General features: G+C 56.6%; 20 protein-coding genes. 10 read left to right on the top strand and 10 right to left on the bottom strand.

Annotated elements, in window-relative coordinates; all coding sequences use genetic code 11:
- Nucleotides 1–337: 337 nt before the first annotated feature.
- A complete protein-coding gene (locus tag GOW04_RS20440; protein WP_171206929.1) occupies nucleotides 338–1,600 on the top strand; it encodes a nucleotide sugar dehydrogenase in 1,263 nt (420 codons plus the stop codon).
- Complete coding sequence (locus GOW04_RS20435; protein WP_254430219.1) at nucleotides 1,587–2,843, top strand: glycosyltransferase family 4 protein; 1,257 nt, start codon at nucleotides 1,587–1,589, stop codon at nucleotides 2,841–2,843. Before GOW04_RS20440 ends, GOW04_RS20435 begins: the two co-directional genes overlap by 14 nt.
- A 6-nt stretch (nucleotides 2,844–2,849) precedes the next feature.
- Here GOW04_RS20435 and GOW04_RS20430 read toward each other — a convergent pair whose 3' ends face one another.
- From GOW04_RS20430 to GOW04_RS20400, 7 genes are all read right to left on the bottom strand, one after another.
- The gene (locus GOW04_RS20430; RefSeq protein ID WP_171233835.1) at nucleotides 2,850–3,950 is read right to left on the bottom strand and encodes an acyltransferase; all 1,101 of its coding nucleotides are present in this window, start codon (nucleotides 3,948–3,950) and stop codon (nucleotides 2,850–2,852) included.
- A gap of 44 nt (nucleotides 3,951–3,994) precedes the next feature.
- Nucleotides 3,995–5,542, bottom strand: a complete 1,548-nt coding sequence (locus tag GOW04_RS20425) for a hypothetical protein (protein ID WP_171233834.1) — start codon at nucleotides 5,540–5,542, stop codon at nucleotides 3,995–3,997.
- Nucleotides 5,543–5,720: 178 nt separating this feature from the next.
- Entirely contained in the window at nucleotides 5,721–7,271 is a 1,551-nt protein-coding gene (xrtD, locus tag GOW04_RS20420) for a VPLPA-CTERM-specific exosortase XrtD (protein ID WP_254430218.1), read from the bottom strand.
- 201 nt (nucleotides 7,272–7,472) lie between these two features.
- A complete protein-coding gene (locus GOW04_RS20415) occupies nucleotides 7,473–8,906 on the bottom strand; it encodes a hypothetical protein (protein WP_171233832.1) in 1,434 nt (477 codons plus the stop codon).
- Between the two features lie 156 nt (nucleotides 8,907–9,062).
- Nucleotides 9,063–9,674 (bottom strand): polysaccharide biosynthesis/export family protein, encoded by a 612-nt coding sequence (locus GOW04_RS20410; protein ID WP_171233831.1) that lies wholly within the window; start codon nucleotides 9,672–9,674, stop codon nucleotides 9,063–9,065.
- A gap of 122 nt (nucleotides 9,675–9,796) precedes the next feature.
- Complete coding sequence (locus GOW04_RS20405; protein ID WP_171233830.1) at nucleotides 9,797–12,250, bottom strand: tetratricopeptide repeat protein; 2,454 nt, start codon at nucleotides 12,248–12,250, stop codon at nucleotides 9,797–9,799.
- A gap of 69 nt (nucleotides 12,251–12,319) precedes the next feature.
- Entirely contained in the window at nucleotides 12,320–12,910 is a 591-nt protein-coding gene (locus GOW04_RS20400; protein WP_367397139.1) for a sugar transferase, read from the bottom strand.
- A 754-nt stretch (nucleotides 12,911–13,664) separates the two neighbouring features.
- Here GOW04_RS20400 and GOW04_RS20395 point away from each other — a divergent pair.
- The 4 genes from GOW04_RS20395 to GOW04_RS20380 are packed head-to-tail and all read left to right on the top strand — an operon-like array spanning nucleotide 13,665 to nucleotide 17,789.
- Nucleotides 13,665–14,522, top strand: a complete 858-nt coding sequence (locus GOW04_RS20395) for an ExeA family protein (RefSeq protein ID WP_171120590.1) — start codon at nucleotides 13,665–13,667, stop codon at nucleotides 14,520–14,522.
- A gap of 1 nt (nucleotide 14,523) precedes the next feature.
- Nucleotides 14,524–16,065 carry a lipopolysaccharide biosynthesis gene (locus tag GOW04_RS20390; protein ID WP_171120508.1) on the top strand — a complete coding sequence of 514 codons (1,542 nt, stop codon included), beginning with the start codon at nucleotides 14,524–14,526 and terminating at the stop codon, nucleotides 16,063–16,065.
- 31 nt (nucleotides 16,066–16,096) lie between these two features.
- Entirely contained in the window at nucleotides 16,097–16,924 is an 828-nt protein-coding gene (locus tag GOW04_RS20385; protein WP_171233829.1) for a CpsD/CapB family tyrosine-protein kinase, read from the top strand.
- On the top strand, nucleotides 16,905–17,789 hold the full coding sequence (locus GOW04_RS20380) for a glycosyltransferase family 2 protein (RefSeq protein WP_171120513.1): 885 nt from the start codon (nucleotides 16,905–16,907) through the stop codon (nucleotides 17,787–17,789). Before GOW04_RS20385 ends, GOW04_RS20380 begins: the two co-directional genes overlap by 20 nt.
- A gap of 59 nt (nucleotides 17,790–17,848) precedes the next feature.
- Here GOW04_RS20380 and GOW04_RS20375 read toward each other — a convergent pair whose 3' ends face one another.
- Nucleotides 17,849–18,415, bottom strand: a complete 567-nt coding sequence (locus GOW04_RS20375) for a VPLPA-CTERM sorting domain-containing protein (protein WP_171120516.1) — start codon at nucleotides 18,413–18,415, stop codon at nucleotides 17,849–17,851.
- A gap of 632 nt (nucleotides 18,416–19,047) precedes the next feature.
- On the opposite strand from GOW04_RS20375, the gene GOW04_RS20370 reads away from it, so the two are divergent.
- The 3 genes from GOW04_RS20370 to GOW04_RS20360 all read left to right on the top strand — a co-directional run bounded on the left by GOW04_RS20370 (nucleotide 19,048) and on the right by GOW04_RS20360 (nucleotide 22,468).
- Entirely contained in the window at nucleotides 19,048–19,758 is a 711-nt protein-coding gene (locus tag GOW04_RS20370) for a methyltransferase domain-containing protein (protein ID WP_171233828.1), read from the top strand.
- 194 nt (nucleotides 19,759–19,952) lie between these two features.
- A complete protein-coding gene (locus GOW04_RS20365) occupies nucleotides 19,953–21,446 on the top strand; it encodes a hypothetical protein (protein WP_171233827.1) in 1,494 nt (497 codons plus the stop codon).
- The gene (locus tag GOW04_RS20360) at nucleotides 21,443–22,468 is read left to right on the top strand and encodes a glycosyltransferase (RefSeq protein WP_171233826.1); all 1,026 of its coding nucleotides are present in this window, start codon (nucleotides 21,443–21,445) and stop codon (nucleotides 22,466–22,468) included. Before GOW04_RS20365 ends, GOW04_RS20360 begins: the two co-directional genes overlap by 4 nt.
- Before the next feature lie 38 nt (nucleotides 22,469–22,506).
- Here the strand turns inward: GOW04_RS20360 and GOW04_RS20355 are convergent, their stop codons facing one another.
- Both GOW04_RS20355 and GOW04_RS20350 read right to left on the bottom strand, forming a co-directional pair.
- The gene (locus tag GOW04_RS20355; protein ID WP_171233825.1) at nucleotides 22,507–23,892 is read right to left on the bottom strand and encodes a sensor histidine kinase; all 1,386 of its coding nucleotides are present in this window, start codon (nucleotides 23,890–23,892) and stop codon (nucleotides 22,507–22,509) included.
- Entirely contained in the window at nucleotides 23,882–24,547 is a 666-nt protein-coding gene (locus GOW04_RS20350; RefSeq protein WP_171120414.1) for a response regulator transcription factor, read from the bottom strand. The genes GOW04_RS20355 and GOW04_RS20350 overlap by 11 nt, the downstream gene beginning before the upstream one ends.
- 157 nt (nucleotides 24,548–24,704) lie before the next feature.
- Between GOW04_RS20350 and asnB the strand changes: the two genes are divergently transcribed.
- Nucleotides 24,705–26,651: an asparagine synthase (glutamine-hydrolyzing) gene (gene asnB / locus GOW04_RS20345; RefSeq protein ID WP_171120412.1), complete on the top strand. Its 1,947-nt coding sequence runs from the start codon at nucleotides 24,705–24,707 to the stop codon at nucleotides 26,649–26,651.
- The last annotated feature ends 11 nt before the right edge of the window (nucleotides 26,652–26,662 follow it).

The raw sequence follows: 26,662 nt of genomic DNA, 5'->3' as shown, positions 1-26,662 counted from the left end.
AACGGGTTAGTGTTTCCTTTTTATCTCCTCTCTCAAGTATTCCAACCGGATAGAGAAGTGCCGTTCTGGCAATTGGGCGGGGTCGCTGTTACTCAAGGAAAACCGCGCTTTTTTATGTCGAAATCACATGATTTTCTTTCAATGTCAGAAGGTTGTTTCATACTCGGTGATACCTGCGGGTCTAGTGTCCGAAAGTTATCTGCTGTTTCAAGGAGAATTTCTGGCCCAGTGTCTCAGATCAGGCTCCTCATGGGCAAGCGCGTCAAGTATGTGATGCCTGATATGTGTCCGGTGGCGGCCAGTGCCCGGAAGCCGGGGTTCAAAACGGTGTAATGGTATGAAGATTGCGATTTTTGGTCTGGGTTATGTGGGGTTCACGGCAGCATGCTGTCTGACCCGTGAGGGGCATGAGGTGATCGGCGTCGATGTGAATGCCGACAAGGTCTCGGAAATCAATGCCGGGCAGCCTCCGATCAAGGAACCCAAGGTGGCCGAGCTGCTGACCGAGGCATTGGGCAAGAACCTGATCCGCGCCACGGTTGAAATCCCCGACCTGTCGGATGTGGATCTGGCCATCGTTTGCGTCGGCACGCCCAGTTCCACTGACGGCTCGCACAACATGAATTTCGTGGCCGAGGTGACGCGGCAGATTGCCAAAGCCGTCTCGCCCGACCGCGCGCGACCGCTGACCGTGGCCTATCGGTCCACCTTCCGGCCGGGCACGGTGCGCCAGCTGATTGAGCCGATCTTTCACAGCTATCTGGGCGATCGGATGGGTCAGGCGATCGAGATTGTCTATAACCCCGAATTCCTGCGCGAGGCTTCGGCGGTGGATGATTTCTTCAACCCGCCCAAGATCGTTGTCGGCACGGCCGATGGCAACCGCTCGGCGGTGATGGACGAAATGCACGAAGGCCTGGACGCGCCGGTGTTCTATACCGCCTTTGAAGAGGCCGAGATCACCAAATTCGTCGACAACACCTGGCACGCGACCAAGGTGGCCTTTGCCAATGAGGTAGGCCGCATCTGTCACAGCATGGGCGTGTCGGCCAAAACCATGCACGAGATTTTCGTCTCGGACACCAAGCTGAACATCTCGGCCTATTACACCCGCCCGGGGGGCGCGTTCGGGGGCTCGTGCCTGCCCAAGGATGTGCGTGCGTTGCAGCATATTGCCGGTGAGGTGGGGGCGCATACCCATCTGATCGACAGCCTGTTGCAGACCAATCAGGCGCATAAAACCTATCAGGCGCAGGATATCATGGCGCGGCTGCCCGAAGGGGGCCGGGTGCTGATGGCCGGGCTGGCCTTCAAGGCCGGAACCGATGATCTGCGGGAAAGCCCCAATGTCGATATCGCCCGGCGGCTGTTGCAGGCGGGCTATCAGCTGTCGGTCTATGATCCTGCGATCAAACCGGCCGATCTGCGGGGGCAGAACCTTGGTTATGCCTTTACCCACCTGCCCAACGTGGGCAGCCTGCTGGTGGACCGCGCCACGGCCGAGGCCGGGCCCTGGGATCTGGTGGTCGGTTCAAACCGGATCGTGAATGATCTGAACCTGGGTGATGCAGAGGTGGTAAGAACCTATGAATATGACTAGCCCTGTGCCCGCCGTTCAGCCGATTTCGTTCGAAGAGCTGCGCCAGAGCCAGCCCCTGAAGGGCCTCAAGGTTCTGATCGTGGTGGAAAACCTCCCCGTCCCCTTTGACCGCCGCGTCTGGATGGAGGCGCGCACGCTGGCCGCGGCCGGCGCGTTGGTCTCGGTCATCTGCCCCACCGGCAAGGGCCATGAGGAACGCGTGTGGGAAGATGAAGGCATCAAGGTCTATCGCCACCCGCTGCCGCTGGATGCCAGCGGGGCGCTGGGGTATCTACTGGAATATGGCGCGGCGCTGTTCTGGGAAAGCTGGCTGTCGCTGAAGATCAAATTCACCCGCGGCTTTCACGTCATCCATGGCTGCAACCCGCCCGATCTGATCTTTCTGGTGGCGCTGCCCTTCAAGCTGTTTGGCGTGCGCTATCTGTTCGATCACCACGACATCAACCCCGAGCTTTACGAGGCCAAGTTCGACAAGCGCGGCTTTTTCTGGAAGCTGATGAAGACGTTCGAGCGGCTGACCTTCGCCTCGGCCCGGGTGTCGATTGCCACCAATGAAAGCTATCGCAAGATCGCCATCGAACGCGGCGGCATGGCGCCCGAGGATGTGTTTATCGTCCGGTCCGGCCCTGATCTGAGTCGGCTGCAGCACCTGCCGCCGAACCCGGCCTGGCGCAACGGGCGGAAATACATGGTGGGTTATGTCGGCGTCATGGGTGATCAGGAAGGGATCGACCTGCTGCTGGAATCCGTGGCGCATCTGGTCAAGGTTCAGGGCCGCGACGATATCCAGTTCTGCCTTGTGGGCGGGGGTCCCAGCCTGGACAAGCTGCGTGAACAATCTGCTGAAATGGGCCTGTCGGACTATGTCACCTTCACCGGCCGTGCCCCGGATCGGGATCTGTTCGAGATCCTGTCAACCGCCGATGTCTGCGTGAACCCGGATCGGGTGAACGAGATGAACGACAAATCCACCATGAACAAGATCCTCGAATACATGGCCTTCGAAAAACCCATCGTTCAGTTCGACGTGACCGAAGGGCGGTTCTCGGCGCAGGAGGCCTCGCTTTACGCCAAGGCCAACGATCCGGTGGATATGGCCGACAAGATCACCGACTTGCTGGCCGATGACGAACGTCGCGCCGCCATGGGCCGCTATGGGCGTGCCCGGGTCGAGTCCGAGATGGCTTGGCCGCATCAGGTGCCCGCGCTAATCGCGGCGTATCAGCGGATCTGGAAGGGGTAAGGTCTGCTATTCAGCAGCTTGTTTCGTCTTCAGGGGCTTTTGAGCCTTCCGGTGCCGCAATTGCATGGCTGGGGCCTCAACATAATGCCATGACAGCATCGCGCAGATCATCGTTAGTGGAAATGATATGGCCATGTTGACGATGGGGGTGGTGACCCCGGCCTGCGCCACCAACTGCTGGATGGGAAAGGCATAAATGTAGACCCCGTAGGAATAGTCGCCCAGCTTGTTGTAGTGCAGCAGCAGAGGCGTTTTCGCGTAACCCAAGAAAAACACCATATATGACAGGCAGACGGCAAATACCGGCAGAAACAGCGGTGTGAACCAGGCCACAATGGACAGCGCCGTTGCCGTGATGAAGAGGATCGGGGACAGCGGGATGTGCTGGCGCCAGATATAAAAGACCATCCCCGTGAGAAAGGGGAGGCCAAGCCGGGTGAGCTGCTCGATGCGCGGGTTCAGATCGGTCACCATGGCCACCGCATAGACGACTAGGAACAGCAGGGTAACAACCGCAAAGATTTTCTTCCGACCCAGAATGCCGAGGATGCCGCAGATCAATACACCGATATAGCAGGTGACCTCGTAAGACAGTGACCAGAGTGAGCCGTTGACTGCCGGGCCGTAAGGGTTGGATTCAAACACGCCGGGCAACACGTATTGAATCTTGAACAGCAACATGTTGCGCACAAAAAATTCCCCGGCCTGCGCCCAGAAAACGGATGCAGGGGCCTGTGTCAGTATGAACCCGGCAACCAGAAGGGTAATCCCTGTCACGACCGCAAGTGCCGGAAACAGACGCAGCGCGCGGGCGATCAGAAATGAACTGGCAGACCGTTTTCTATCGAAGCTGCGTGTGATGAAGAATCCTGAAATGGCGAAGAAGATCCATACGCACACCATGCCCAGGGACAGCCCGTGAAGAGCAGTTTCAAACGGTTGACCAACCGCGCCACCCCAACTGAGCGGATAGGCGTGCGATACAAGCACGCCGCTGGCGGCAAGAATCCGGATCAGGTTGAAATTGTTGTCCCGCCCGTCTGCCCGGTCCGCGATATAGCAGCGCGCAGGATCGCCCGAGGCAGCATGCGCATCCTGGTCTTTCATCCGCGAGTCCTCTGGGTTGGTGGCATAAACATATGGGTCCGCAATTATTTGGAAGTTATCCTTTGATACAATATCCACGGTTCAGTTGCTGCAAGTATCTCGAAACCCTGAACCTGTGGCGGAAACGATTCCGTGGAACATGTCACGATTGTATCGGCTTTGGCGTTCGACAATGCATTCAAGGCCGATGGCAGCGTGTGATTGGCCTCCAACACGATTTTCTGAACTGTGCTTTGCACATGGGTGAGCGCTCCGGTGATGCGCAGCGGTTGTTGGGTGGGGTTGGCAAAGGTTGGAACGGCGGTGCCGTTGAAAATCATGAGAAAGGACAGGGGCCTGCAACTGGGCTTGAAGACCCATGCGTCCCGGGCGTCTTCAATATAAACCCCGGCCCCCAGGGTACGCGTATCGTGGCGGCTCAGCGCATCAAGATATGCGCTGTAGATCTTGCCATCCTGATACCATCCAACGGTCAGCATCAGGTTCCGCACCAGAAGCAGCCCGGCGATCGACGCAACGGCAGCCCGGCGTGAAATAGGTTTAGCGTCGGGGTTCAGGGACAGGCTTGCCGCCAAAAGCGCCAACATCAAAAGCGGAATACGTTCGCTCAGATGTCCGACACCGAACAGGTTCGGGGGCATGAGCAGGACCAGCACCCCGCACACCGCTGCGGCAAGTTTCATACGCCTGTCGATCTGCAATATCCCGGCCAAAAGGCCACCGATCAGAAGGCCCCATAGAACCAGGCCAAAGCCCCAGTCAAAATTGCGCCATGTCGAGTCGGCAACACGCAGAATGCCATCCATTCTCAGATAGGCTTCGGTGCCCAGCCGACGCCATAAGGTGCCTTGCTCGGCATGAGCCAGAAGGTTGGTCACTGGCGTGATGACTCCGCCTCCTGCAGTTTTTGTCTGGATGAACAATAAAGCCGGCGCAACGGCGATCAGGGCCAGTCGGGCGGCCCTGCGGATCAGTACACGGGGGCCCATGTTGCCCGATGATAGGGCGAGGGACAGCTCGACCATACTCAGTAGCAGGCCCCACAACGCAAAGGCCAGCCCGTGAATGAAAAACAGGATCAGCCCCAGACAGGCCGTGACAGCCAGTTGCCGGACGGGGCGGTTCTGTGCCGCAATCCAATAGCCGGTTGCGCCCAGCAGAACCCCCAACCCAAGCAGAAAATTCGAAAAACCCCAGATCAGGATGTGGTTATACGCGACCAGACCGGCCAGCAGCACGCTGAGCACCGGGAGGTGACCGTGCAGAACACGTGACAGATACAGAATACCCGCGAACGGGGCCGCAATGATCAGACCGGCGATCAGCTTGGCACCCAAAAGCGGGGGCAGCACTTTCATGATGCCTGTGCCCAGAACATCCAGCCCGAGATTGGGCAGCAGTTGCCAGGCGGCTTCGTAGTTTTCCTGCAATACGTCAAAATCCGGCAGTCTGGCCAGAATGTAGTAGCGTGCGATATGGGCATAGAAATCCGTCAGCGGAAGAATTGGCGTCACGCAGAGCGGAACAAGGCTGACCAAGAGGGTCAGCGCCAGAACTGGACGCAAAGAACGGCTTTGAGGAGCAATATTCATTTCTGCCGCGGGCACATTTCTAACCATACACTTAAAAACTAAAAACCTGATCCCTTACTGTCAGAAGCACGTCATCATGCATTTTTTGTCGTGCCGCAATCATTTGAATCGGCGTGCCCTGTTTTACGACACACGGTGTTGCGGGGAATGCTCTGATTGCGTGTTGTCCGGTCCCTCCTCAAAACGGTACAAAGCGGGGCAGGCGGTTCAGGCTTGGCTCCATGAAACGTTGCAACCTTGCATCCGCATCCGCTTCGGTTTCACCGGGCAGGATGGGGGTCACAAACCGGACCAGAGCGCCATCGGTGCGCCCCATGGTGAAGCCGTCCTGAATGACGCTCATCTTGGCGCGGAAATCATTGACCATACGCTTGCCGCGCTGCTCGAACCAGTAATAGACCAGCTGTTTTGACAGCTCTTTCTGGATCACGGCGCGGTTGACCGTAAAGCTGCCATAAGGCGTGTTGCCCGGGTTGATCTCATAAGGTTCAAGGCTGAAGATTTCCCAGCCGCCCACCGGCAGGCACACTTCGGGCGAATGGATGCCGTCGCCGTCGGTCTGCTTGTCGTAAAAGGCCACGAACATGTTCACGAAGTCGCCCGATCCGGTATTGATATAGGTGGCATTGAGGTAATCGCTGGCCCCCAGAACCTGTTCAACCTGTGGATCCAACGTGGTGGGCGACCCGGACCAGGGGCCAAGCTGCCGTGGATAGAGAACAAACGGGTCACGTTCCACAGGCCGCACTTCGGAAGCGGGCCGCAGAGTCCAGGCGGTTGAAACCGCAAGCGTCAGAAGGGCCGCAACCGCCAGCGCCACCGATGCGCGAATGCCAAAGATACGCAAGGCAACAGAACCCAGCCCCTGGGTATCCAGATCAATGGTCTCGGCAAAGGGTTGCGGATTCGGCGCCAGGCGCTGCAAGCCGATGGCCATCAAGAACAGAATGGCGACGCAGAGCAGGAAGATGATCCAGCCTTCAAAGAAATGCATGAAGCCTTCAGCCTGCTCGATGCCGTGCTGATTGACCAGCACGCCGATCACGCCAATGCGGATCGAGTTCATCAGCACGGTCAGAGGGGCCGCCGAAACCAGCAAAACCACCTTGTGCCAGATCGGGCCACGGTAAAGCAGGGCAAAGAGATACGAGAAGCTCAGGATCGGGAACAGATAGCGCAGCCCGGAACAGGCCTCGGCCACCTGCAGTTTGTAGACCCCCAGATCGATGATGTTGCCTTCGATGAAAACCGAAACACCGGCCATCTGCACGAACCAGACGCCCAGCTCGGACGAAATCCATTGCAGGAAGATCGTGAGCTTCCAATAGACGAACTGCGGCAGCGGCAGCATGAACACCAGATGCAGCACGGGCAGCTGGTGGTATTTGCCCCGTTGCCAGCCGAACACGGTCAGCATGACGCCGCCCACCCAGATGATCATGGCATAGGTGACGATATCGGGAATACGGGCCAGGTTGCCCAGAATGGCGATGATCAGGGCCACGGCAATCACAAGCACGCCCGGCCAGCGATCATGCACAACCGGGTTGGGGGGCGGCATATCCCGCAATTCACGCAGGAACAGATACAGCGAGATGATCGGGATCAGCGGGCCATGGCTGTATTCGGGGGTGCTCCAGGCGGCGCCCAGAGACACGATCCCGATCCAGAAGACGGGTACCGATCCAAGCAGCAGCAGGACAAACCAGAACAGCCCGACGGTGTTCATGACCGGCAAGCCTCTTCTGGCCGCTTCAAGGATATTACTGCGGCTGTTTTTCGAATCGAGGTGATGCATCACGGTCCATCATGCACAATAAGGTGCGGCCTGAAATTATGACGGCTCAAGCTCCCGCTATTTTGATCCGTTTTCGGGACATTGGGCGCGGGATGTCCTGATTGTCGATATCATGAACCGCGTGAATGAACGTCAGGGTTTGAGAGAAAAGCGCCGGCCCAAAGTCAGAAAGACCGAGTTTGAAGTTGCCTTAAAGCCGTTCTGATCGTCCATTTCATATTGGTACCCCACGTTTACGGCCCAGTCTTTCGTGACCGCCCGTGTATAGGACGCACTGAACGTACCGCGCTGGCGCGGGTTGGGTTGACCGGTTCCCTCGTCTTCCTGGTCGATGTAATCGATACTGAAAGACAGCCCCGATACCGGGTTGATGAAATAGTCATATGTCAGAAACACCAGTGTTTCGCGTGTTTCTATGCTCTGCGTACTGGTGCCGACCCGGCGTTGCACCGTTGCCCCGATCCGGGAACTGGCCAGCTGATAGCTGTAGTCGAGCTGCCCGATCGGTGTGACTTCGTCGAATGGTCCTCTGGTCAGGCCCACGTTGAAGCTCAACACGCCGTTGGCGCGCTGAAAACTGCGGCCGGCCGTTGCGTTTATCCGTGACCCATTAACCCCGAATGTCTGGTCAATCTGAAAATCCGCCGAGCCGTCTGGCAGGGTTTTGCTCCATGCGAAATCCCAGACGAAATCCTCGGTTACGGTGTTGGTATTGGTTGTGCGCTGCGTGTCATCCACCTGACTGTAACCGATATTCGCACTGACGGTGGTGACAGGGGATACGTCATAGGTTCCGCCAACTGTCACAACCGTTGTTTGCTCATCGGTTCGCACGTTGTCTTCTGCAGAGAAATCAGTGTAGCCGAGACGCAAGTTGGCCTGAAAAACCGGTGACACCCGCAATGTCGTGATCGCCGTGTAATTGCTTGACTTGTTGTCGAACAGGTTCGGATCGATTGTGTTTGTATAAGTGCGTTCGCTATAGCTGTAGATGAATTGGAACCCGATTGGATCATTCAGGCCGGTTTGCCAATTCAGGTTGCCCAAGGAGTTGACCTGATCCCCGATGGTTCCGGTCACATCGGCGGCATCAATTCTGCCATCCAGATTGGTGTCGGTCAGTGAACGATTAAAAGCCAGATCCTGTTCGCGGTAATCCAATAGCAGGTCAAGCTGGCTGTTCTGGCGCGACCGCTGATACGACAGGCGGGCAGACGGGTCCGCAAAGCTGGAATCCGTCCCGATAATCGGCTCATTGGCGATCCGGTACAGTCCGGAAAGGTCAAGAGCCAATCTCGAATCCGAGGTCTGCTTCAGAATACCCAATGCCAGCGTATTCTCCCACCAGGTCGTGGACCCAAGCGAAGGATCGGTCAGGCGAAGATTGCTGTCATGTCTGAGCGACGAGAGATAATCCAGGGTCACACTCAGGCCGGTCCCGGTCCCAATCTGCTGACCGGTCGGCAGGCCGACCCTTCGGGCCGGGTTTCGCTGTGCCCGTTGTGCGATCAGTTGCTGGCTGGGTGTCTGCTGCACAACCGTCGGTGCGACGGTTGTCTGCTGCACGGATGTTTGCTGTGTCGAGGTTTGTGTTTGCTGCGCAGTCGTTTGCTGTGTCGAGGCCTGCTGCCCGACAGCTGGTGTAAACGAACTTATGACAGCGATCCCGCCCCCCAGAATGGTGGACAGCCTGCTCCTGGATTTCCCCACCTGTATCAGCCCCTATTCGAACAAGCGGCGTGCTGGTACGACAACAACGTCTCCGGGTCTAAGCACTGTATTGCCTTGGATGCCACCGCCCGAGCCTTTGTAGTTATAGGTGTATTTTCTCATCACGCCTGTTTTACTGTCAGCCCGGCGCAATTCGATGCGCTTGCGAGCCGCGAAATTGGTCAGGCCACCGGCCTGAGCCAAAACCTGGAGAATTGTTGTGCCTTCGGTTGCCAGATGCTTGCCGGGCACATTGACCTCACCCATGATGAAAACATCGATGGTTGGTCCGGATGCGGCCTGTCCGCCCAGAAGCGGCGGCGGAGCCAGCGACGCCACTGAAATAAAGACTGTCGGCGGCGTATTGAAATTCGAGGCCAACGCCGATGAGAGCGACGCGCTTAATCCGCTGGTCGACTGACCGGCCGCACGGACCGAGCCGGCAAGCGGAAAGTTGATGGACCCGTCCGGCAGAACCAGAATGGTCCGATTCAGGGTGGGGTCTTCGAGAACTTCAACCTGCAGCGCATCACCCGGTTGGATTTGATAGGATTGCGCCCATGATGCGGTGGCCACGATCATGGTAATGACAAGTGCGGTCAAGGACCCGATGACTGTACGCATATTCAAATCTCTCACTTTTTCCTACTTATGCCTTCCCACAAGCTGCAAAACAATCAGCAGGGAGTCTGATACATACAAGATGCGGCAGAAATGCAGCGGCGGCGCGCGTGCACTCTGTGCGCTTACTGACCTGCGTTGCTCATCGTGACCAGCCGTTCGATCTCGGCCTCTATGGATGAGGCAATCTCAGCCGAGGCTGCCCCGGTCGCTTCAGCTGCACGAAAACTGCGCAAAGCTTCTTCGTGCCGGTCCAGAGCGGCGTATGTTTTGCCCAGATGGTACAAGACCAGAGGATGCCCAGAGAAAACCTGTGCCGCAGATTCCAGGTACTGGACGGCCTCTTCATAGTTGCCGACCTGATACGCCACCCAGCCATAGGTATCTTGAAAGGCGGGCTCTTGCGTGCCCCGCAGACGCTGCGCCAAAACATGCGCTCGTTGCAGGCTTTCGGCATCGTTGCGCTGGGTTGTCAGCAGGCTGGCAAGGTTGTTGGCAACCAAAATCGACTGGCCACTGAGGGGGTAGAGCTTTTCGTAAACGGCAATGGCCTGCTCCATATCGCCGGCCTGTTCGTGAAGCGCTGCCTGCACAAATAGCAGATCGGGATTTTCGGGCAGGGCAATCAGTGCCTCGGCCAGGACATCCTGGGCTTTTTCGATATTGCCACGCTCGGCTTCCAGCATGTGAAGCGCGACCCATGCTCGTGTTATGTCAGGGCGCTCATCGATGATCGCGCGATAAATCTGTTCGGCCTTGTCAAGTTCCCCTTCTTCCGCCAGCGCACGTGCCTTTACAAAGCGCAATGGCAGGGAATCCGGGGTTTCCGTAAGTTTCTGATCGATCCGGGCAAAGGCTTCTTCGTGTTTGTCCTGAGCCAGCATCAGTCGGATAACCGCGATATCAGCGGGCAAGCCGAATTGGGGATCTGCGGCCAATTCGTTGAGAAATTCCATCAGGTCGTCAGAGCGGTTCTGGGAGGCCAGCATGTATGCCCTGAGCTCGTTCGAAAGGCGTTGCGCGTTGGGGTCTGTCAGCGCTTCGAGCGACTTCAGAACAGCTTCAAGGCGGTCCCAATCCTGCTGACGCATATAGGTTTGGGCAAGCAGAGACAGCAGGTCCGGATTTTGCGGGCTTTTGCGCAAGGCATCCAGCAACACGCTCTGGGCAATTTCCAAGTCATTTTTTGACAGCAGATATTGACCATAGCGCGCAGCCTCGGTTCCTGCGTTCTGGGACATCTCCGCAGCCAGGGCAAGCATTTCGCCCATCAGTTCGCGATCGCCGTTGCGCTCGTGAGCATTGGCCATAAGGGTCATCAATTGCGGATCGCGGGGGGTCTGGCTCAGGGCTTCGCGCAGCAGGATAATCGCATCACCGGTCTGATTGTCCTCAATCAGCCAGGCAGCCTTGAACTTGAGCGCCCCCACCTGTTTCGGATCTTCTTCAAGTATCTTTTCGACCAAAGCACGAGCTTCTTCAGATTTTCCCTCGCTGAACAGCATCCGGGCGAATTCTACTTCGTTTTCCCGGGTTTGTGCGGTTCGCTCTGCATCTGCCAGAAGATTGCGCATTTCAGAAAGCGCGGTTTGCGTGTCCCCGCTGTGAAATTTCAAAGTGGCCCGCCATGCGCGGAGCTTTGCGGCGTTTGTACTATCCTGCGCGATGATTGCATCAATTTCGTTGATAGCGGCTTGGGGACCGCGATGGTCGTTCAGGAATGCAATAAGGCGTTGAGTTGGCATGTGATCTTCGGCCTGAGGGTCGATCTTCCCGCGCAGAATATCCTCAGCCGCATCCAGCTCGTTCCAGTCGATGTAATGCTGAACCAGCATCGCCTCGACGCCCTCATCCTCGGGGTAAAGCTGAAGCATGCCTTTGAGCTGCAACGCTATCTCTTCGTGTTTGTTCTGAGCCTGTAGGGCACGCAGTCGGATCGCGTACAGATTGTCCTGCTTCGGCACTACGGCCAGTGTGGCATCAATCTCGTCGACCGCATCATCCCAGAGCTCGTTGCGGACAAGCCAGTCGATCACGATTTTCCGCGCGCTCATCAGATCGGGTTTTTGGTCGATCATTTCGCGTGCGGTCCGAATGATGGAATCCGTTCTGGCCACATCCCCGTTACGGATCGAGTCGGTATAGGCCAGGCTGTTATTGATGGACTCGACCTCTATATTGTCGGGTTCCAGTTCGGCGGCTATCGCACCATGGCGTCTGACAGCGTCCCAGTTGCCCAAGTCAAACGCCATCTCGGCCAGTGCGAAGTGGCTTTCGAAATTGTCCGGGTATTGTTCGACCAACAACAGGTACTGGCCGAATGCGACAGGGATGTTCTCTCGATCACGCTCAAGCCGGGCATAGGTCAGGCGCGCCTCTTTGTGCTGGCCGTTCAGTTTGAAGACGTTGCGGAATTCGACCAGAGCGCGCTCGACGTCGCCCTCTTCCAGCAAGGCCAGCCCGGCCTGATAATGTTTCTCGGCCCGCTCTTCAGCGGTGTCACAGGCACTCAGGAACAGGAACGCAGCACACAGAAGCGATGCAAGACGTGGGAGATGGGAAAAGACGGACTGGTTCATGGGTAGGTTTCCACACGATCTGGGCGCAACAAGGATACAGCCACCCCAAAAGGCTACAAAATGACCGTTTCAGCAACCGGTCCCGCGCAGAACCGCAAAAATTGTCCGAAACAGGATATGCATGTCCGTCTTGAGCGACATATCCTTCCAGTATTCCACATCATGCTGCGCGCGCTCGGCGAATGTCGAGTTGTTCCGGTTGGAGACCTGCCATGAGCCGGTAATACCAGGGCGCATTCTGTAGTACATGTTGTTTGGATAAAGCTCTTTCTGGCAAACCATCATGGGGCGGGGGCCAACCACGGACATTTCGCCAACGAAAACATTCCAGAATTGCGGCAACTCATCCATCGAGGATTTGCGCAGGAATGTCCCGAACTTGATGATGCGCGGATCATTCCGCAGTTTCTGGTCGCGATTCCATTCCTCACGGGCTTCAGGGTTTTCTTTCAGATGTTCTTGCAGCACATTTTCGGCGTCATGCACCATTGTGCGTAGCTTGATCATCTTGAACGCCTTGCCGTTCTTGCCCAGCCGTTCCTGCCGATAAAACGGAGTCACGCCCTGGAATGCCAAAAATGCGGCCAGCATAAGAACAAAAGGCACAACGAAAGGTGCTGCGAGCAAAGCGAACGCAATGTCAAAAAGACGCTTGCCCACACTTCTGTACACCCCTCGACACGGCAACGGAGTGGGTACAACAGAAATACCGGAGTAGCCCGCGCCAGCGTTGGCCACTTCTTTCGAATGACTTGTCACTATTTAAACCCCCAACACACACAATTACTCACGAACCACTCACCAAACTTACGAACCGAACACGCTCGACCTCAACCACATATATTTAAAATCTTATATTTTTATACCACTTCGACCCTGCACTTACTCACTTGCGAGGCCGCTTTCCCGTATCCAACTGTTAACAAATTCCACCTGCCTTGCAAAACATTAATGCTGGCGAACGTGTTCTCTGGTCGCTGAATACAGGTTCTTTTTTACAGTATCGTGAAGATGCGATCAGCTGATTGGCCGCAAATTCATGAACTTTCGTTTCCCCTTGGGACACAATGAGCGAAAATTTCACCCTTTAGGTTTGATTTCCGCCCTTAGAATCTTTTTTAATGTGTGATCACATCAGGTTCTGGTCGCCTCTTTTTTGGTCAACCTAATAAGGACACAACGGAAACAATCGCACCGATCACTTCAGATTGAGAAAGCGGGAAGGTCAATTCACCGCGTGTGCAGTTTAGTGGTGCCTGCTATCTTGATTTTGTGACAAACTAGTACCCAAGTACTTTTTGTTTATGTGATGTGTTCGTTGTGTAAGGGATTTCTGGTGGTTCAGAGTATGAGTTTGGATAATCTCCAGGGGGCCAGTACGAGGTTTGACAAGGCAGAAGGCAACCGAGGTGCAATGGCGTCCAGCGACGGGTTTTATCTAGATTATTTCGGGCTTGACCGACGGCCCTTCACGCTGCTTCCGGATCCCGGATTCATGTACTGGTCGCCGCTGCACAAGCGCGGTTACTCGGTCCTGCAATTCGGCATCATGAGTTGTGCGCCCATCACCGTGCTGACCGGGGAAATCGGGGCCGGGAAAACCACCCTGATACAGCATCTCCTCAGCGAGATGGAGCAGTCGATCACGGTTGGGCTGATCTCGAATGCGCAGGGCGGTCGCGGAGAGCTGCTGCAATGGGTCCTGCACGCGCTGGGTCTGCCGATCGAGGCGGATGCAAGCTATGTACAGATATTCCGGGCGCTGCAGGATTTCCTGGTCGCGGAATATGCCGAGGGCCGGCGGGTGGTTCTGATCTTTGACGAAGCGCAGAACCTGACCGTCGAAGGGTTGGAAGAAATCCGGATGCTGACCAATATCAACTCGAATACGGATGAGCTGATTCAGCTTGTTCTGGTTGGTCAGCCTGAATTGCGCGACATGGTTCTTGATCCCAAGATGCGCCAGCTGACACAGCGCGTTGCCGCAAGTTTTCATCTTGAACGGATGGATGAGTCTTCGGTCAAAGCCTATATCAGACATAGGATGAAAACGGCTGGCGGTTCAGGCGATGAGTTCACCGAAGAGGCCTGCAAGCAGATTTTCACACAAACGCGCGGTGTTCCGCGACTTGTAAATCAGTTCTGCGACTTTGCCCTGCTTTATGCCTGGACGAATGAGGCCGAGAAAGTGGATGAAGAGGTTGTGGAGCAAGTGGTCAAAGATGGCGTGTTCTTTGGCGGAAACTCACTCGAGAAGGAGCTGACAGTCTGATATGGGCCCGGTTCGCTATTACTTTTCCATTTTCCTGAGGCGGTTTCCGTATTTTCTGATCGTCGCGCTCATTGTCTCTGTGGCATCGATCATCATAGCACGGGCGCTGCCCCCGACCTACCTGTCTCAGATGCGCCTGATCGTGGAATCGCCCCAGATTCCAGGCAGCCTGGCCGCGAGTACTGTGACCACACCTGCAGCAGAGCAACTGCAGATCATCGAACAGCGCCTGCTGACCCGGCCGGTCCTTCTTGATATCGCCCATGAATTTGAGGTTCTGCCCGATCAGGACGAGGCAACCCCCGATCAGATCGTCAACGCCATGCGCAAGAGCACCTCGATCTGGATCACCGGGGGTCTCAATCAGGCCAATCTGATGACAATCACCTTCGAGGCGCGCAGTGGCCAGATTGCGGCAGGTGTGTTGAACAGATACCTGACGGAAATCCAGAAGCTGGATGTCACCTATCGCAAGGAACGGGCCACAGATACCCTGGCTTTCTTCGAGCTCGAAGTAGAACGGCTGAGCGACGAGTTGAGCCGGCGCAGTGCCCGTATCCTTGAGTTCAAGAATGAAAACTCCAGCGCCTTGCCCGACAGCCTGCAATTTCGGCTGGCGCAGCAGGGGGCATTGCAGACCAATCTTGAACAAACAGACCAACAGATCTTTTCGCTCAAAGCGCAGCGCGAAAAGCTGGTGAATATCTTCAGTTCAACCGGTCAGGTTGTCGGGGTCTCCCAGCAGAACCTGTCCCCTGCGCAACAACAGCTGAGCCAGTTGCGGAATCAACTGGATAATCAGCGTGTGATTTATTCCGAAAACAACCCTCAGATTAAGCTGTTGCAAGCCCGGATCGAAAAGCTCGAGGAAGTGGTTGCCGCCGAACAGGCAACAAACCCAGCCCCGGTTGATGTACAAACAGGCAACTCGGCCCTTGATCTGCAACTGGCCCAGGTCGACTCGCAGATTTCGGCGTTAGAGGATCAGAAACGGGTTATGGAAGACCGTCTTAACGCTCTGACGTTGACCATCGATCAGACGCCGGCCAATGCCATCACACTATCTGAACTGCAGCGCGAACATGACAACATCCAAACCCAGTACAATGCCGCAGTCAGCCGTCTGGCCGCAGCCTCGACCGGGGAACGGATTGAGGTCACGTCCCAAGGGCAACGTATTTCCGTCATTGAGCATCCCTCTACGCCAAGCGAGCCTTCGAAACCCAACCGCCTGATGATTGCCGGAGGGGGATCGGCCTTTGGTATCCTGCTGGGGCTGGGGCTGGTGGTTTTGCTGGAGGTCCTGAATCGGTCCGTGCGTCGGCCCGAAGACCTGATCAACAAGCTTGAGGTCTGGCCGATCGCCACTATTCCCTATGCTCCATCACGCGGTGAAGTGTTGATGCAGCGCGCGGTATGGGGTGGGATCATACTGGCTATTCTAATCGGAGTGCCAGCCGGGGTCTGGGCGGTGCATACCTATTACCTGCCCCTCGATCTTATTACCGAGAGAGTGATGGATAAACTGGAGACATACTGGTGAGTATTGTTTCGATTGATTTGGTGAATGTGTGATGGACCGTCTTCAGAAAGCGATTCAAAAGGCGCGCGAGGAACGGCAGAGCCGCGAAAGCCCGCCGCCGGTCATGGAACAACCGCCCCGTCACGCCCCGTCAGAAGACGCTTGTGACGCCCGGTGGCAAAGCGTGCCCGAGATACAGATCGACCCCAAACTTGCAGTGCGCAACCGGCTTGCATCGCTTGCTGGCGGCGGAGACGCCACCCCCTATGACATGTTGCGGACCAAGATGCTGCAGCAGATCTTGTCCAACAAATGGCGCAGGGTGGCATTGACCTCCCCGTACAGCGGGTGCGGCAAAAGCACGACGACGGCCAACCTGGCGTTCAGCCTGGGGCGGCAGGAAGATCTGCGGACGATCGTGATCGATTTCGACATGCGGCGCAGGGGGCTGGCCGAGATTCTGAAGCAAACCGGCAACCACAGTATGGCCGACGTCATTCAGGGGTCGGTGCCGTTTCACGAACATGCGCTGCGGTATGGCAAGAACGTGATCTTCGGGCTGAATTACACGCCCACGCGCAATCCGGCGGAGATCTTGCAAAGCCGACGGGCAATCGAATTTCTCGAACAGCTTGAGGCGGATTACAAACCCGACGTCATTCTGTTCGACACGCCCCCCCTGATGATGAGCGATGACAGCCACGGGTTTCTCAGGAATGTCGATTGTGCCCTGCTTCTGGCGGCCGCCGAAGAGACCAGCATCGACCATATCGACGTTTCCGAACAGCAACTGGCGGAACTGACCAGCGTCATGGGGATCGTGTTGAACAAATGCCGATACATCAGCGGAACGTTTGGCAATGAGTACGGATCCTACTGATACGGCCCCGGCCGATGCAGTGATCATTCCCCATTACAACGATTTGCCCCGGCTGGAACGATGTCTTCTTGCCCTGAGAGAGAATGATCTGACGGCAACTGAAATCGTTGTCGTTGACAACAACTCTCCGGTGTCGCTGGATACGATGCGCCAGGCCTTTCCCGAGGTGCATTTCGTGGTGGAAACCCAAAAGGGCGCGGCCCATGCCCGCAATCGCGGAGTTGCAGAAACCAGAGCGCCCCGACTGTTTTTCATTGACGCCGATTGCGTACCCGCGCCGGACTGGTTGAGCGTCGGGCGTCAGGTCGCGGATCAGGCCGATCTGATTGGTGGCCGGGTAGATGTCTTTGACGAAACCCCACCCCCGCGCAGCGGCGCAGAAGCGTTCGAGGCTGTTTTTGCATTCAACTTCCGCAGGTATATCGAGGTTCAGGGATTTTCCGGCGCCGGCAACCTGCTGACCCGACGCGATGTGTTCGATGCAATCGGCGGGTTCATCAACGGTGTCTCGGAAGATCGGGAATGGACCATGCGCGCGGTCGCGCGCGGTTATAGCCTGATCTACCGGGACAACTTTCGTGTCAGCCATCCGTCCCGGCAGAATTGGCCCGCGCTCAAGGCCAAGTGGCGGCGCACGACACAAGAGGCATATCTGCTGCATGGCACCAACGCCGCCGCGCGCATGCGGTGGGCGATCCGTGGGTTGGCCATGCCAGCCAGTGCAATTGTGCACACCCCGAAAATCCTCAGAAGCGACAAGCTGTCCTCGGCGGGCGAAACCAGTCGGGCGGTCATCACATTGTTCCGGCTCAGATGTCAGCGGATGATCTGGATGTTGCGCCAGGCGGCAGGTGGCAACATCTGATCAAAAGAAAAGGGACCGCGAAACGGCCCCTTGTCCTGTTTGTCAGGTTTGTGTGTCGCTTAGGCGGCCTTGCGGCGACGCGTCAGAGCCAGACCACCAAGCGCGGTCAGAAGCAGCAGACCACCGGCGGGCAGCGGAACTGGTGCGACGTCGAAATCAAACGTAACCGGCACCGGCTTGCCACTGGCATCGGTTGCCCCTGTAGAGTTGGCCCAGCTAAACACCAAATTCTGGCTCAAGGTGTTCGGACTGACGCTGCTGAACAGCGTGCTGAGTGTCGTCTGAACACCACCCAGAACCGACGTCGATGCCAGCACGTTGGCCGGATTCAAGGCGTCGACCCAGCTCACTGTCAGACCTGTGAACGTGCTCAGCAGATTGATGGTGATCGAAGCGTTCGCAACACCAAAAAGAGGATCAATGGGCGACTGGAAGTTGATCATGTAAGCCCCGGGTCCACCCATCGTGGAAACCGTACCGGAGAAGAGCGTGTCGGAGGTGATGTCATATCCACCCCCCGGAAGAGGACCACCACCCGCTGACACCGAAGTCAGAGCGCTGGCCGATCCGGCCATCATCACAGCAGTAGCAAGCCCCGCCGCCATCATTTTAAAAGTTCTAAACATACAAAGTCCCACCTTTGATTTTTATACACACAACCCGCTCGAAATCTCGGCAGGGCACCTACTGCAATTATTAATAATTCATTTCTATTTGATTGCGAAGGATTTTCCTCGGAATTGTGGCTTTTTTTTGTCGCAAGGGCCCATTGCTCAGCACAATGGATACCTGAGTTACAGTTTGTTTCCCTATCGTGAACCAGAATCACCCGAATAAGGCGAATCTGCGTCTGGAGAACATGCCGACTTTCCGGCGATTCCAAGCGTTTTCACATTGCACCAAGCATAATCCGAACCGGTTCAGGCAATGCAGAACCACGCCCGATCACTCTGTCATGAAATGCAGCCGGCACGTCTTTTCACATGACGGGCGCCCCCGTGCCGCACAAGGCAAGAAACAATACAAATCATTTCAGCGCACTGTCCACTTTCGGCCCGCGACAAGGGCCCTGCGGATCGCGACAGAAGGGAAAAAGGCCACAAACCCGGGCTCCGCCATATTTCTTCTTCGACGGTCCGAAAGTTTCGTGTAGCTTTGGATTGTTATTGTACCAAGTTCAGGCACGCATTTTCAATCGGAAGCCCTTGTTTAGCCGTTTGTCTATTGTGCCTGCCTATTTAGCGAGGAGACATTGCGCATGGGTGTTGGCCAGAACATAGCCGCTGAGAATGCGAATTGGACCTTTGGGGGCAGTGTTCCCGATACGTTTGTCGACCACATCAAATTGTCTGTTCCTCTTTATGAAATGGGTCACGGCCTGATCTGTCAGGTTTCCGATTTCTTCGTCCGCAATGACAGTCTCTGCTATGAAATCGGCACATCGACCGGAGAGTTGATCCGCAAGCTGGCAGAACATAATGCGGGAAAGCCTGACGCACGCTGGATCGGCATCGATGTCGAACCTGAAATGGTGAAGGTCGCCGAAGCTCATTGCGCGGATGTCCCGAACATTTCCATTCTTCATGACGATGCCCGTCATATGGAGATGGAAAAGGCGGACATGATCGTCAGCTATTATACAATGCAGTTCATCCCGCCCCGGTACCGGCAGGAACTGTTCACCAAGATCTACAACACCCTGAACTGGGGCGGGGCGTTTGTCATGTTCGAAAAGGTCCGGGGGCCGGATGCGCGGTTCCAGGATCTTGTGACTCAGCTCTACAACGAATTCAAAATTAGTAACGGATTCTCAAGCGAGGAAATCGTCGAAAAGGCGCGCAGCCTGAAAAGCGTGCTGGAGCCGTTTTCCACCCAGGGCAATCTGGATCTGCTGGGCCGGGCCGGTTTCAAGGATGTGATGAGTATTCAGAAGTATATTTGTTTTGAAGGTTTTCTTGCTATCAAATGATTGCTTAACGCCATGCCGGCAGAGACCGGAGTGGGATAACACCGCTTATGGCCCGATTGATGGAGGCTGCCGAGGACGCTGATGAACGCGCCTGATTTTGATCCCTGTGAAATGGCACTGGAAGACGGGCTGAATGCAATAGTTGCTTGCTTTCAGCACACCGTACTTGCGGCGAAGCTGGTCGCCGAACGGATATGACCGTGTCGGCTCTTTCGGATAAGCCATCTTGGACGGTCGGGGCTTTCCTCCTGTTGATCGCGGCGCTGTTGGTCTGCCTGTCCGTTCTCATAATCAATGGCGGGCCGCTTTATTACTTCGATACCGGCAGTTACATCCGGCAGGGAAATGTGGCCTTGAGCAGTTTCCTTCCGCCGACAGCTGATAGCGTTGCGGCAGGTGTAACCCACAACGCCGATGAGGATAACACCGCAACCGGATCACGGTCACTGATCTATGGCCTCATCATGGCTGCGCTTGTTCGGGTCGATGCCCTATCCATCCTTCCGGTATTGCATCTGGTTGCTACGCTGCTGGCCGTCTGGATGCTGGCGCGAACCGCTGGTCGGTCGCCGGGCGGGACGCCGAACACAGTCATGATGACCGCAGTGCCTTTGTTGGTGGCAGCCAGCACTTCATTGCCGTTTTATGTCGCCTATATGATGCCGGATATTTTTGCACCGGTGCTGCTGATCGTGATTGCCTCACTGACGGCCTTTGGGCGGATGATGCAAACCTGGGAACTGTTTTTGGTATCCAGTCTGGCCCTGTTCAGCGCCCTTCTGCACCCGTCTCATCTGGCGGTTGCGGCGTTAATGATACCCTTTGTCGCTTTGGCCGCGCTCTGGGGGAAAAGACCACGGCGCTGGCGCGCGACAATCTTGATGATGATGGTTCTGGCGCTGGCACTGGCCGAGCGCAAGGCCTTTCAGGTCACCGTGGAAATCGCCACCAACAAAGAGGTCGTCTATACGCCGCATATCACTGCGCGGCTCATCGTTGACGGGCCGGGCATGGATTATCTGGACGAGGTCTGTCCGAATGCCGAAGTGCCCACCTGCGCACTACACGAAGCGCTGTCGTGGTCAGATGATCCCTACAGGCTGACACCATCCCATATCATTTTCGAACGCTCCCCCAACCTAGGTTCATTCCGGCTCATGTCACCCGAAGATCAGAAACGGGTTGCCCTGTCCCAACGGGAATTCGCCAAGGCGGTTTTCCTGTCCCGGCCTCTTTCCACCTCGTTGGCACTGGCCCGGAACGGCTATCAGCAGGTATTGCGCTATAGCATTGCCATGACGATCCCAACGGATGTGGAGCTGGAAAACGCCCGCTGGTTGGCCAGAATGGAAGATATCCGGCCCGATATGTTCCAAGGCGGTTCATTGTCTCAGGACAGGGGCTGGATAGAAACGGCCGATATCGTGCACGGCGTGATCTATGCCGTCTCTTTCGCCTTTATCGTTTTCATTCTGCTGCGGCCGGGTAGTGTGTCGCGTGACATGAAGCTGTTTGCGCTGTTCATCCTGATCGGAATAGCGGTCAACGCTCTGGTCTGCGGAGGAGTATCACAACCCGCGGATCGTTACGGCGCGCGCGTGATGTGGTTGTTGCCCTTTACGGCGGCCTTTCTTTTCCTTGTTCAGCGCTCAGGCGCTTCGCGTATCATTGCCGGAGATCCTTCGTGAGTTCAGATCAACCCCTTTCCATCAGCGTGGTCATGCCGGCCTACAATGCCGAACATCTGCTGCCGCGCGTTTTGCCGCCATTGATTGAAATGCTGAATACCGGTCAGGTGCAGCAGGTTCTGGTGGTGGATGACCAATCCCCCGACGGCACCGCGGCGCTGGCACGGGAAATGGGCGCAACCGTGTTGACCACGCCCGTCAATGGCGGCCCCGGAGCGGCCCGCAACCTGGCCGCCCAGCAGGCCACGGGCGATATCCTGTGGTTCGTGGATTCCGATGTCATCGCCTGGCCGGACGGACCGGACCATATTCGCCGGGCGATGTCCGAAGACAATGTGGGCGCCGTGTTCGGATCCTATGATGATGCCCCGGACGGGCAGGCCTGGTTTTCACGCTACAAGAACCTTCTGCACCGCTATCACCATCAACGCGCCCGCCGCGAGGCGCGCACCTTCTGGGCCGGGTGTGGCGCCATCCGGCGCGACGTGTTTCTTGAAGTTGGTGGCTTTGATGTCAAAACCTATGAGGTGCCTTCGATCGAGGATATCGAACTGGGTTACCGGATCGCGGCCACCGGCAGACGTATCCTGGTCGAGCCGCTTTTGCAGGGCAAACACCTGAAGGTCTGGACCATCCGCAACAGCCTGAGCACGGATATCTTCTGCCGTGCCCTGCCCTGGGCCCGGCTGATGATCTCGCGTGAGGGGTTGACCGATGACCTGAACACCTCGATGGCCGAGCGGGCACGGGCCGCAATTGCCGGGCTGTTGCTGCTGTCGCTTCTGGCCCTGCCGTTCTGGCCGGGAAGCTGGCCTTTGCCTTTTGTGTTACTAGCCGCGGCCTTTGTAGCCAATCTGGATCTGGTGCGCGCCATGTCCGGGCATGGCGGGCCGTGGTTTGCGTTCAAATGTCTGCTCTACCATCAGGTCTATTACGTCTACTCGGCCACCATCTATGTCTGGTGCCTGTTCGAATATCACATGCTGGGCAGACGGCATAACTTGTCGGTCAGGCGAAGTTAACCTGTCAGGTTTCACCCGCCGAAAACCGGGCAAACCGATCAGTTTGCCCTGCGCAAGTTTCCTTTGAGGGACCGCGTTCTGGGCTTTCTGGCAGCTTCAATTTGGCCCGGCAGCGTTACCGAAACGCGCGCACCACCCAGAGAGGATGTTCCGATACTGACGGATCCGCCGTAAAGTTCAGCGATATCCTGCACGATCAAAAGCCCCAGCCCATGCCCCTCGGTCTCATCTGTATTGTCTTTCTGAGCCGACCCCTCTGATCTACCCGCCCCCATCCCGGGGCCATCATCCTCGATACTCAACGTGATCATGCCCGGTTCGGGTGCCGTCACTGATATGCGTACATGGCTCTTGGCCCAGAGACAGGCGTTTTCAAGCAGATTGCCCAGGATCTCCTGAATGTCGGCCTCCTCGCCCCAAAAGGTGGTTCCGGCGTCTATGGCGTTTTCGATATGCGGCATCCTGTTTCGGAGTGTGATGCCAAGTGCAAACGATACATCTTCGGCGCAGGCATGCACCGGAGAGGATTTTCCATAGGGGCGTTCGGTACGCGCGCGGCTGAGGTTGCGTTTGATGACACCGGTCATACGCCCCACAAAATCCGTTATCTGATCTCCTTTATCTCCCTCAAGCTCTTCGGCAACGCGCGCCAATGCCGCCAGCGGCGTTTTCAGGCCATGCGCCAGCTCTGCGTTTTTTCGACGGTGTTTTTCGATGATCGTGCCGTTGCGCCAGTGCAGCTCGCGCAGTTCCTCGACCACGGGAACCAGATCGGGCGGCCATTTCTGATCGTCTATGATGGTGTCGTTTTTACGCATGACCTTCACGGAATTGCTGAGCCGCTTGAGCGGCATCAGCCCCCTGTTCACAGTGATGTAGACCGAAACCGAAACCACTATGGCAAGACCAATGAAAATCAATGCAATCAGCTTTGCAGCCCGGTTGGTTTCTTCCGTGACATGCATCAGTGGGGCCGCAATCCGGAAGGTCAATGTCTCATCCGGTTCCATCCCGGGAAACGCAGCCCGCCTTCCACGCAGAACATCTCCGCCCGGGATTACGAAATTCCCTCCGGCTTCCGGGACGTCCAGAACCCAGCTATCTGCGGTAACAGGGCCAAGTGACGGGGATTGCAGCAGGATTTCGTCAGACCCGTCACGCGTCAATTGCCAGAACCATTGCTCATTGGTCAGGTCATAATAGCTCGGGCCAACGCTCTCGAGCAGTTCAGCCTGTGCCCCGTCATAGGCGACCCGCCGGGCTTCGATCAACAAATCCTGCCCAAGCAGCAAATCCATTTCGCCGATTTCATGAGCCCGGTAGACCTGAATGCAGATCATGGCCCCGATACCCAGTATGGCGCAGCAGATCGCTATCGTGGCAATCGAAACGCGACGGGGGATCGTAGCCCAATTATGCGTCATCTACCGGAATCCGATACCCATGCCCCCGCACGGTTTCCACCATTCCCGCCGCAGTTTTCCGACGCAAACGTGAGACAAGAACATCGATGACGTTCGATTGCAGATCCATATCCTCGGCATAGATATGTTCGATCAGATCTGCCCGGCTGACAACAGATCCCGCATGTCGGGCGAGATGCTCCAGCGCCCGGAACTCGAAAGCGGTCAGCGATACGCTGCGCCCTTTGAAAAAGGCAGCTTTTTCATCCGGCAGAACCGAAAGATCTCCGACATCGATCGAGGGCGTGCCACGCCCGCTTGCACGGCGCACCAAGGCCTCGAGCCGCGCCAGAAGTTCTTCTGAATGAAAAGGTTTTGACAGATAATCATCAGCCCCGCTGCGCAGCCCGGAAACGATATCGTTCCAGCTGTCACGCGCCGACAGGATCAGAACCGGTGCTGCAACCTTGCGGCTGCGCCATTCCCGCAGGATCGACAACCCGTCCAGCCCCGGCAGCCCCAGGTCCAGCACGATCGCGTCCCAATCCTCGGTCTCTCCCAGAAACAGCGCATCATTGCCGTTTCCTGACAGTCTTACGATATCACCCCGGGCGCGCAGCAAACATTCAAGATCACCGCGCAGCGTATCGTCATCTTCCGCAACCAGTACCTTCATAACCCCTCATACGGGACAAACGGCCCAAACGTGAACATAGCATGACAGGACCCGACATGCGGCGTTCACCCCACCTTTTATATATTTGACCTGATCGGTTGTCGAAAGCGATCCGTTTCAGAACCCAAAATTTAGTTTTAGCGATTTGAGGTGCCGGATGTGCGGTCTGTTTGGAATTTTCCCAGAGGATACAACCTCATCCCCTGATGTCACACGGCTTCGTCAAAGCGGTTTCGCCATTCGGCACCGCGGCCCCGATGCCGGCAATATTCTGAGCGAGCCCGGTCTTGGCCTGGCCCATCAACGCCTGTCTCTGGTTGATACCGACACCCGGTCGGATCAGCCATTTACGGACCCAAGCGGCCGCTACATCCTTGTCTACAATGGCGAAGTCTATAACTTCAGAACCCTGCGCGCTGAACTTGAGGCACTGGGCATCCCGTTCCGCACCACCTCGGATACCGAAGTGGTGCTGCACAGCCTGATCCAATGGGGCGAAGATGCGCTTGCCCGGTTCGATGGCATGTTCGGACTTGCCTTTATCGACCGGCAGACACACCGGGTTCTGCTGGCCCGGGACCGGTTTGGCATGAAACCTCTTTACTGGATGCAAGGCATGACCGAACAAGGCCCCGCCTTTCTGTTCGGTTCAGAGATCAAGGCCTTCGAACCCTGGATAACCCTGAAACCCGATGTCAACTCGATCGCGGCTTACCTGATGAAATTCGGAGGCCCGACCAGCGGCCCGACCTTCTATCAGGGGATCCGCAGCCTGACGCCCGGCACTTACCTGTGGCATGACGGATCGGGCAATATCGACATCGCCTCTTTCTTCCACCTGACCGACTTTCTCGACCTTGATGAGATGACCCGCCTCGATGGCCTGTCGGCTGCCGATATCGTCGATGAATATGCGGATCTCATGCATAAATCCGTGGCCTCGCATTTATTCGCGGATGCACCGGTTGGCGCGTTTTGCTCAGGCGGGGTGGATTCATCCCTGATCGTTGCCATCGCAGCGGCCCAGCACCAGAATATCGCCCTGTTCCACGCCAATGTGAAAGGCGCCTGGAGCGAGGTGGACGCCGCCTCGGAACTGGCCAAAAGCCTGAAACTTGATCTGCATGTCATCGAGGCTGAAGAGCAGGATTTCGTCGACATGATCCCGCGCGTAATGTGTCACTACGAATACCCGTTTTCCTATCATCCCAATTGCGCACCACTGATGATGATCGCCCAGCTCGCGGCGGATTCAGGGATAAAGGGGCTGTTGTCAGGCGAAGGATCGGATGAGCTGTTTCTGGGCTACCCCTGGCTTGGCCGCAAACGCCTGACAGACGGGTATGAAAGGATGATCAGCGGGTTGGGCTCGGCCATACGCGCAATACCGGGGGTTGGCCCGATCCTGGCACCTGACCGGATGGGAAACATGGAAAACGTCCGCGACATCCTGAATGGTCGCGAGATGGCGCAGGACAAGCGGGCCGTAGCCGACAGCCTGGCACAGCTGCCTCGCAAGTTTCAGGAAAGAGGCCGGCAATGGAGCCTGGATTACATGCACCACCATCTGCGAACGCTTTTGCATCGCAACGATACAATGGGCATGGCTGCCGGGATCGAGGCGCGGTTCCCGTTTCTGGACACACAGGTTGCCCGGTTCGGGATCAATCTGCCGGCACGCTACAAGCTCAGAGGCTCTCCGTTCGTTTTCGAAAAGGCACACCCCTTCATCCGCGACAAATGGGTGGTCCGCGAGGTTGCCAACCGCTACATCCCCAACACCCTGAGCCAGCGCATCAAGATCGGGTTCTGGACGACGGTGTTTCAGCGGCTTGAGATCCGGCCGGAATACTTCAGGAACGCCCATTTGGGGGATCTTTTCAGCCTGACCCGAACACAGATGGCGAACACCATCGAAGAGGCCGGTCCGGATCTGCGGCTGCGGTTGCTGCTGACCGAGGTTTGGCTGCGATGCCGGCTGGATCATCAGGATGAAGATCGCGAAATCAACAGATTACGCGATCACGTCAGCATCCGGCCGGACAGATTCCGGCCCCGACCGTCCTCTGCCAACAAACCTGTGGGCGCTGCGGTCCACAGTTGAAGGGCTGCCCC

The organism is Ruegeria sp. HKCCA4812, from assembly GCF_013034245.1.
Lineage (GTDB): Bacteria > Pseudomonadota > Alphaproteobacteria > Rhodobacterales > Rhodobacteraceae > Ruegeria.
Note: the sequence above shows the minus strand (reverse complement) of the source record. Positions and strands in the feature narration are given on the sequence as shown.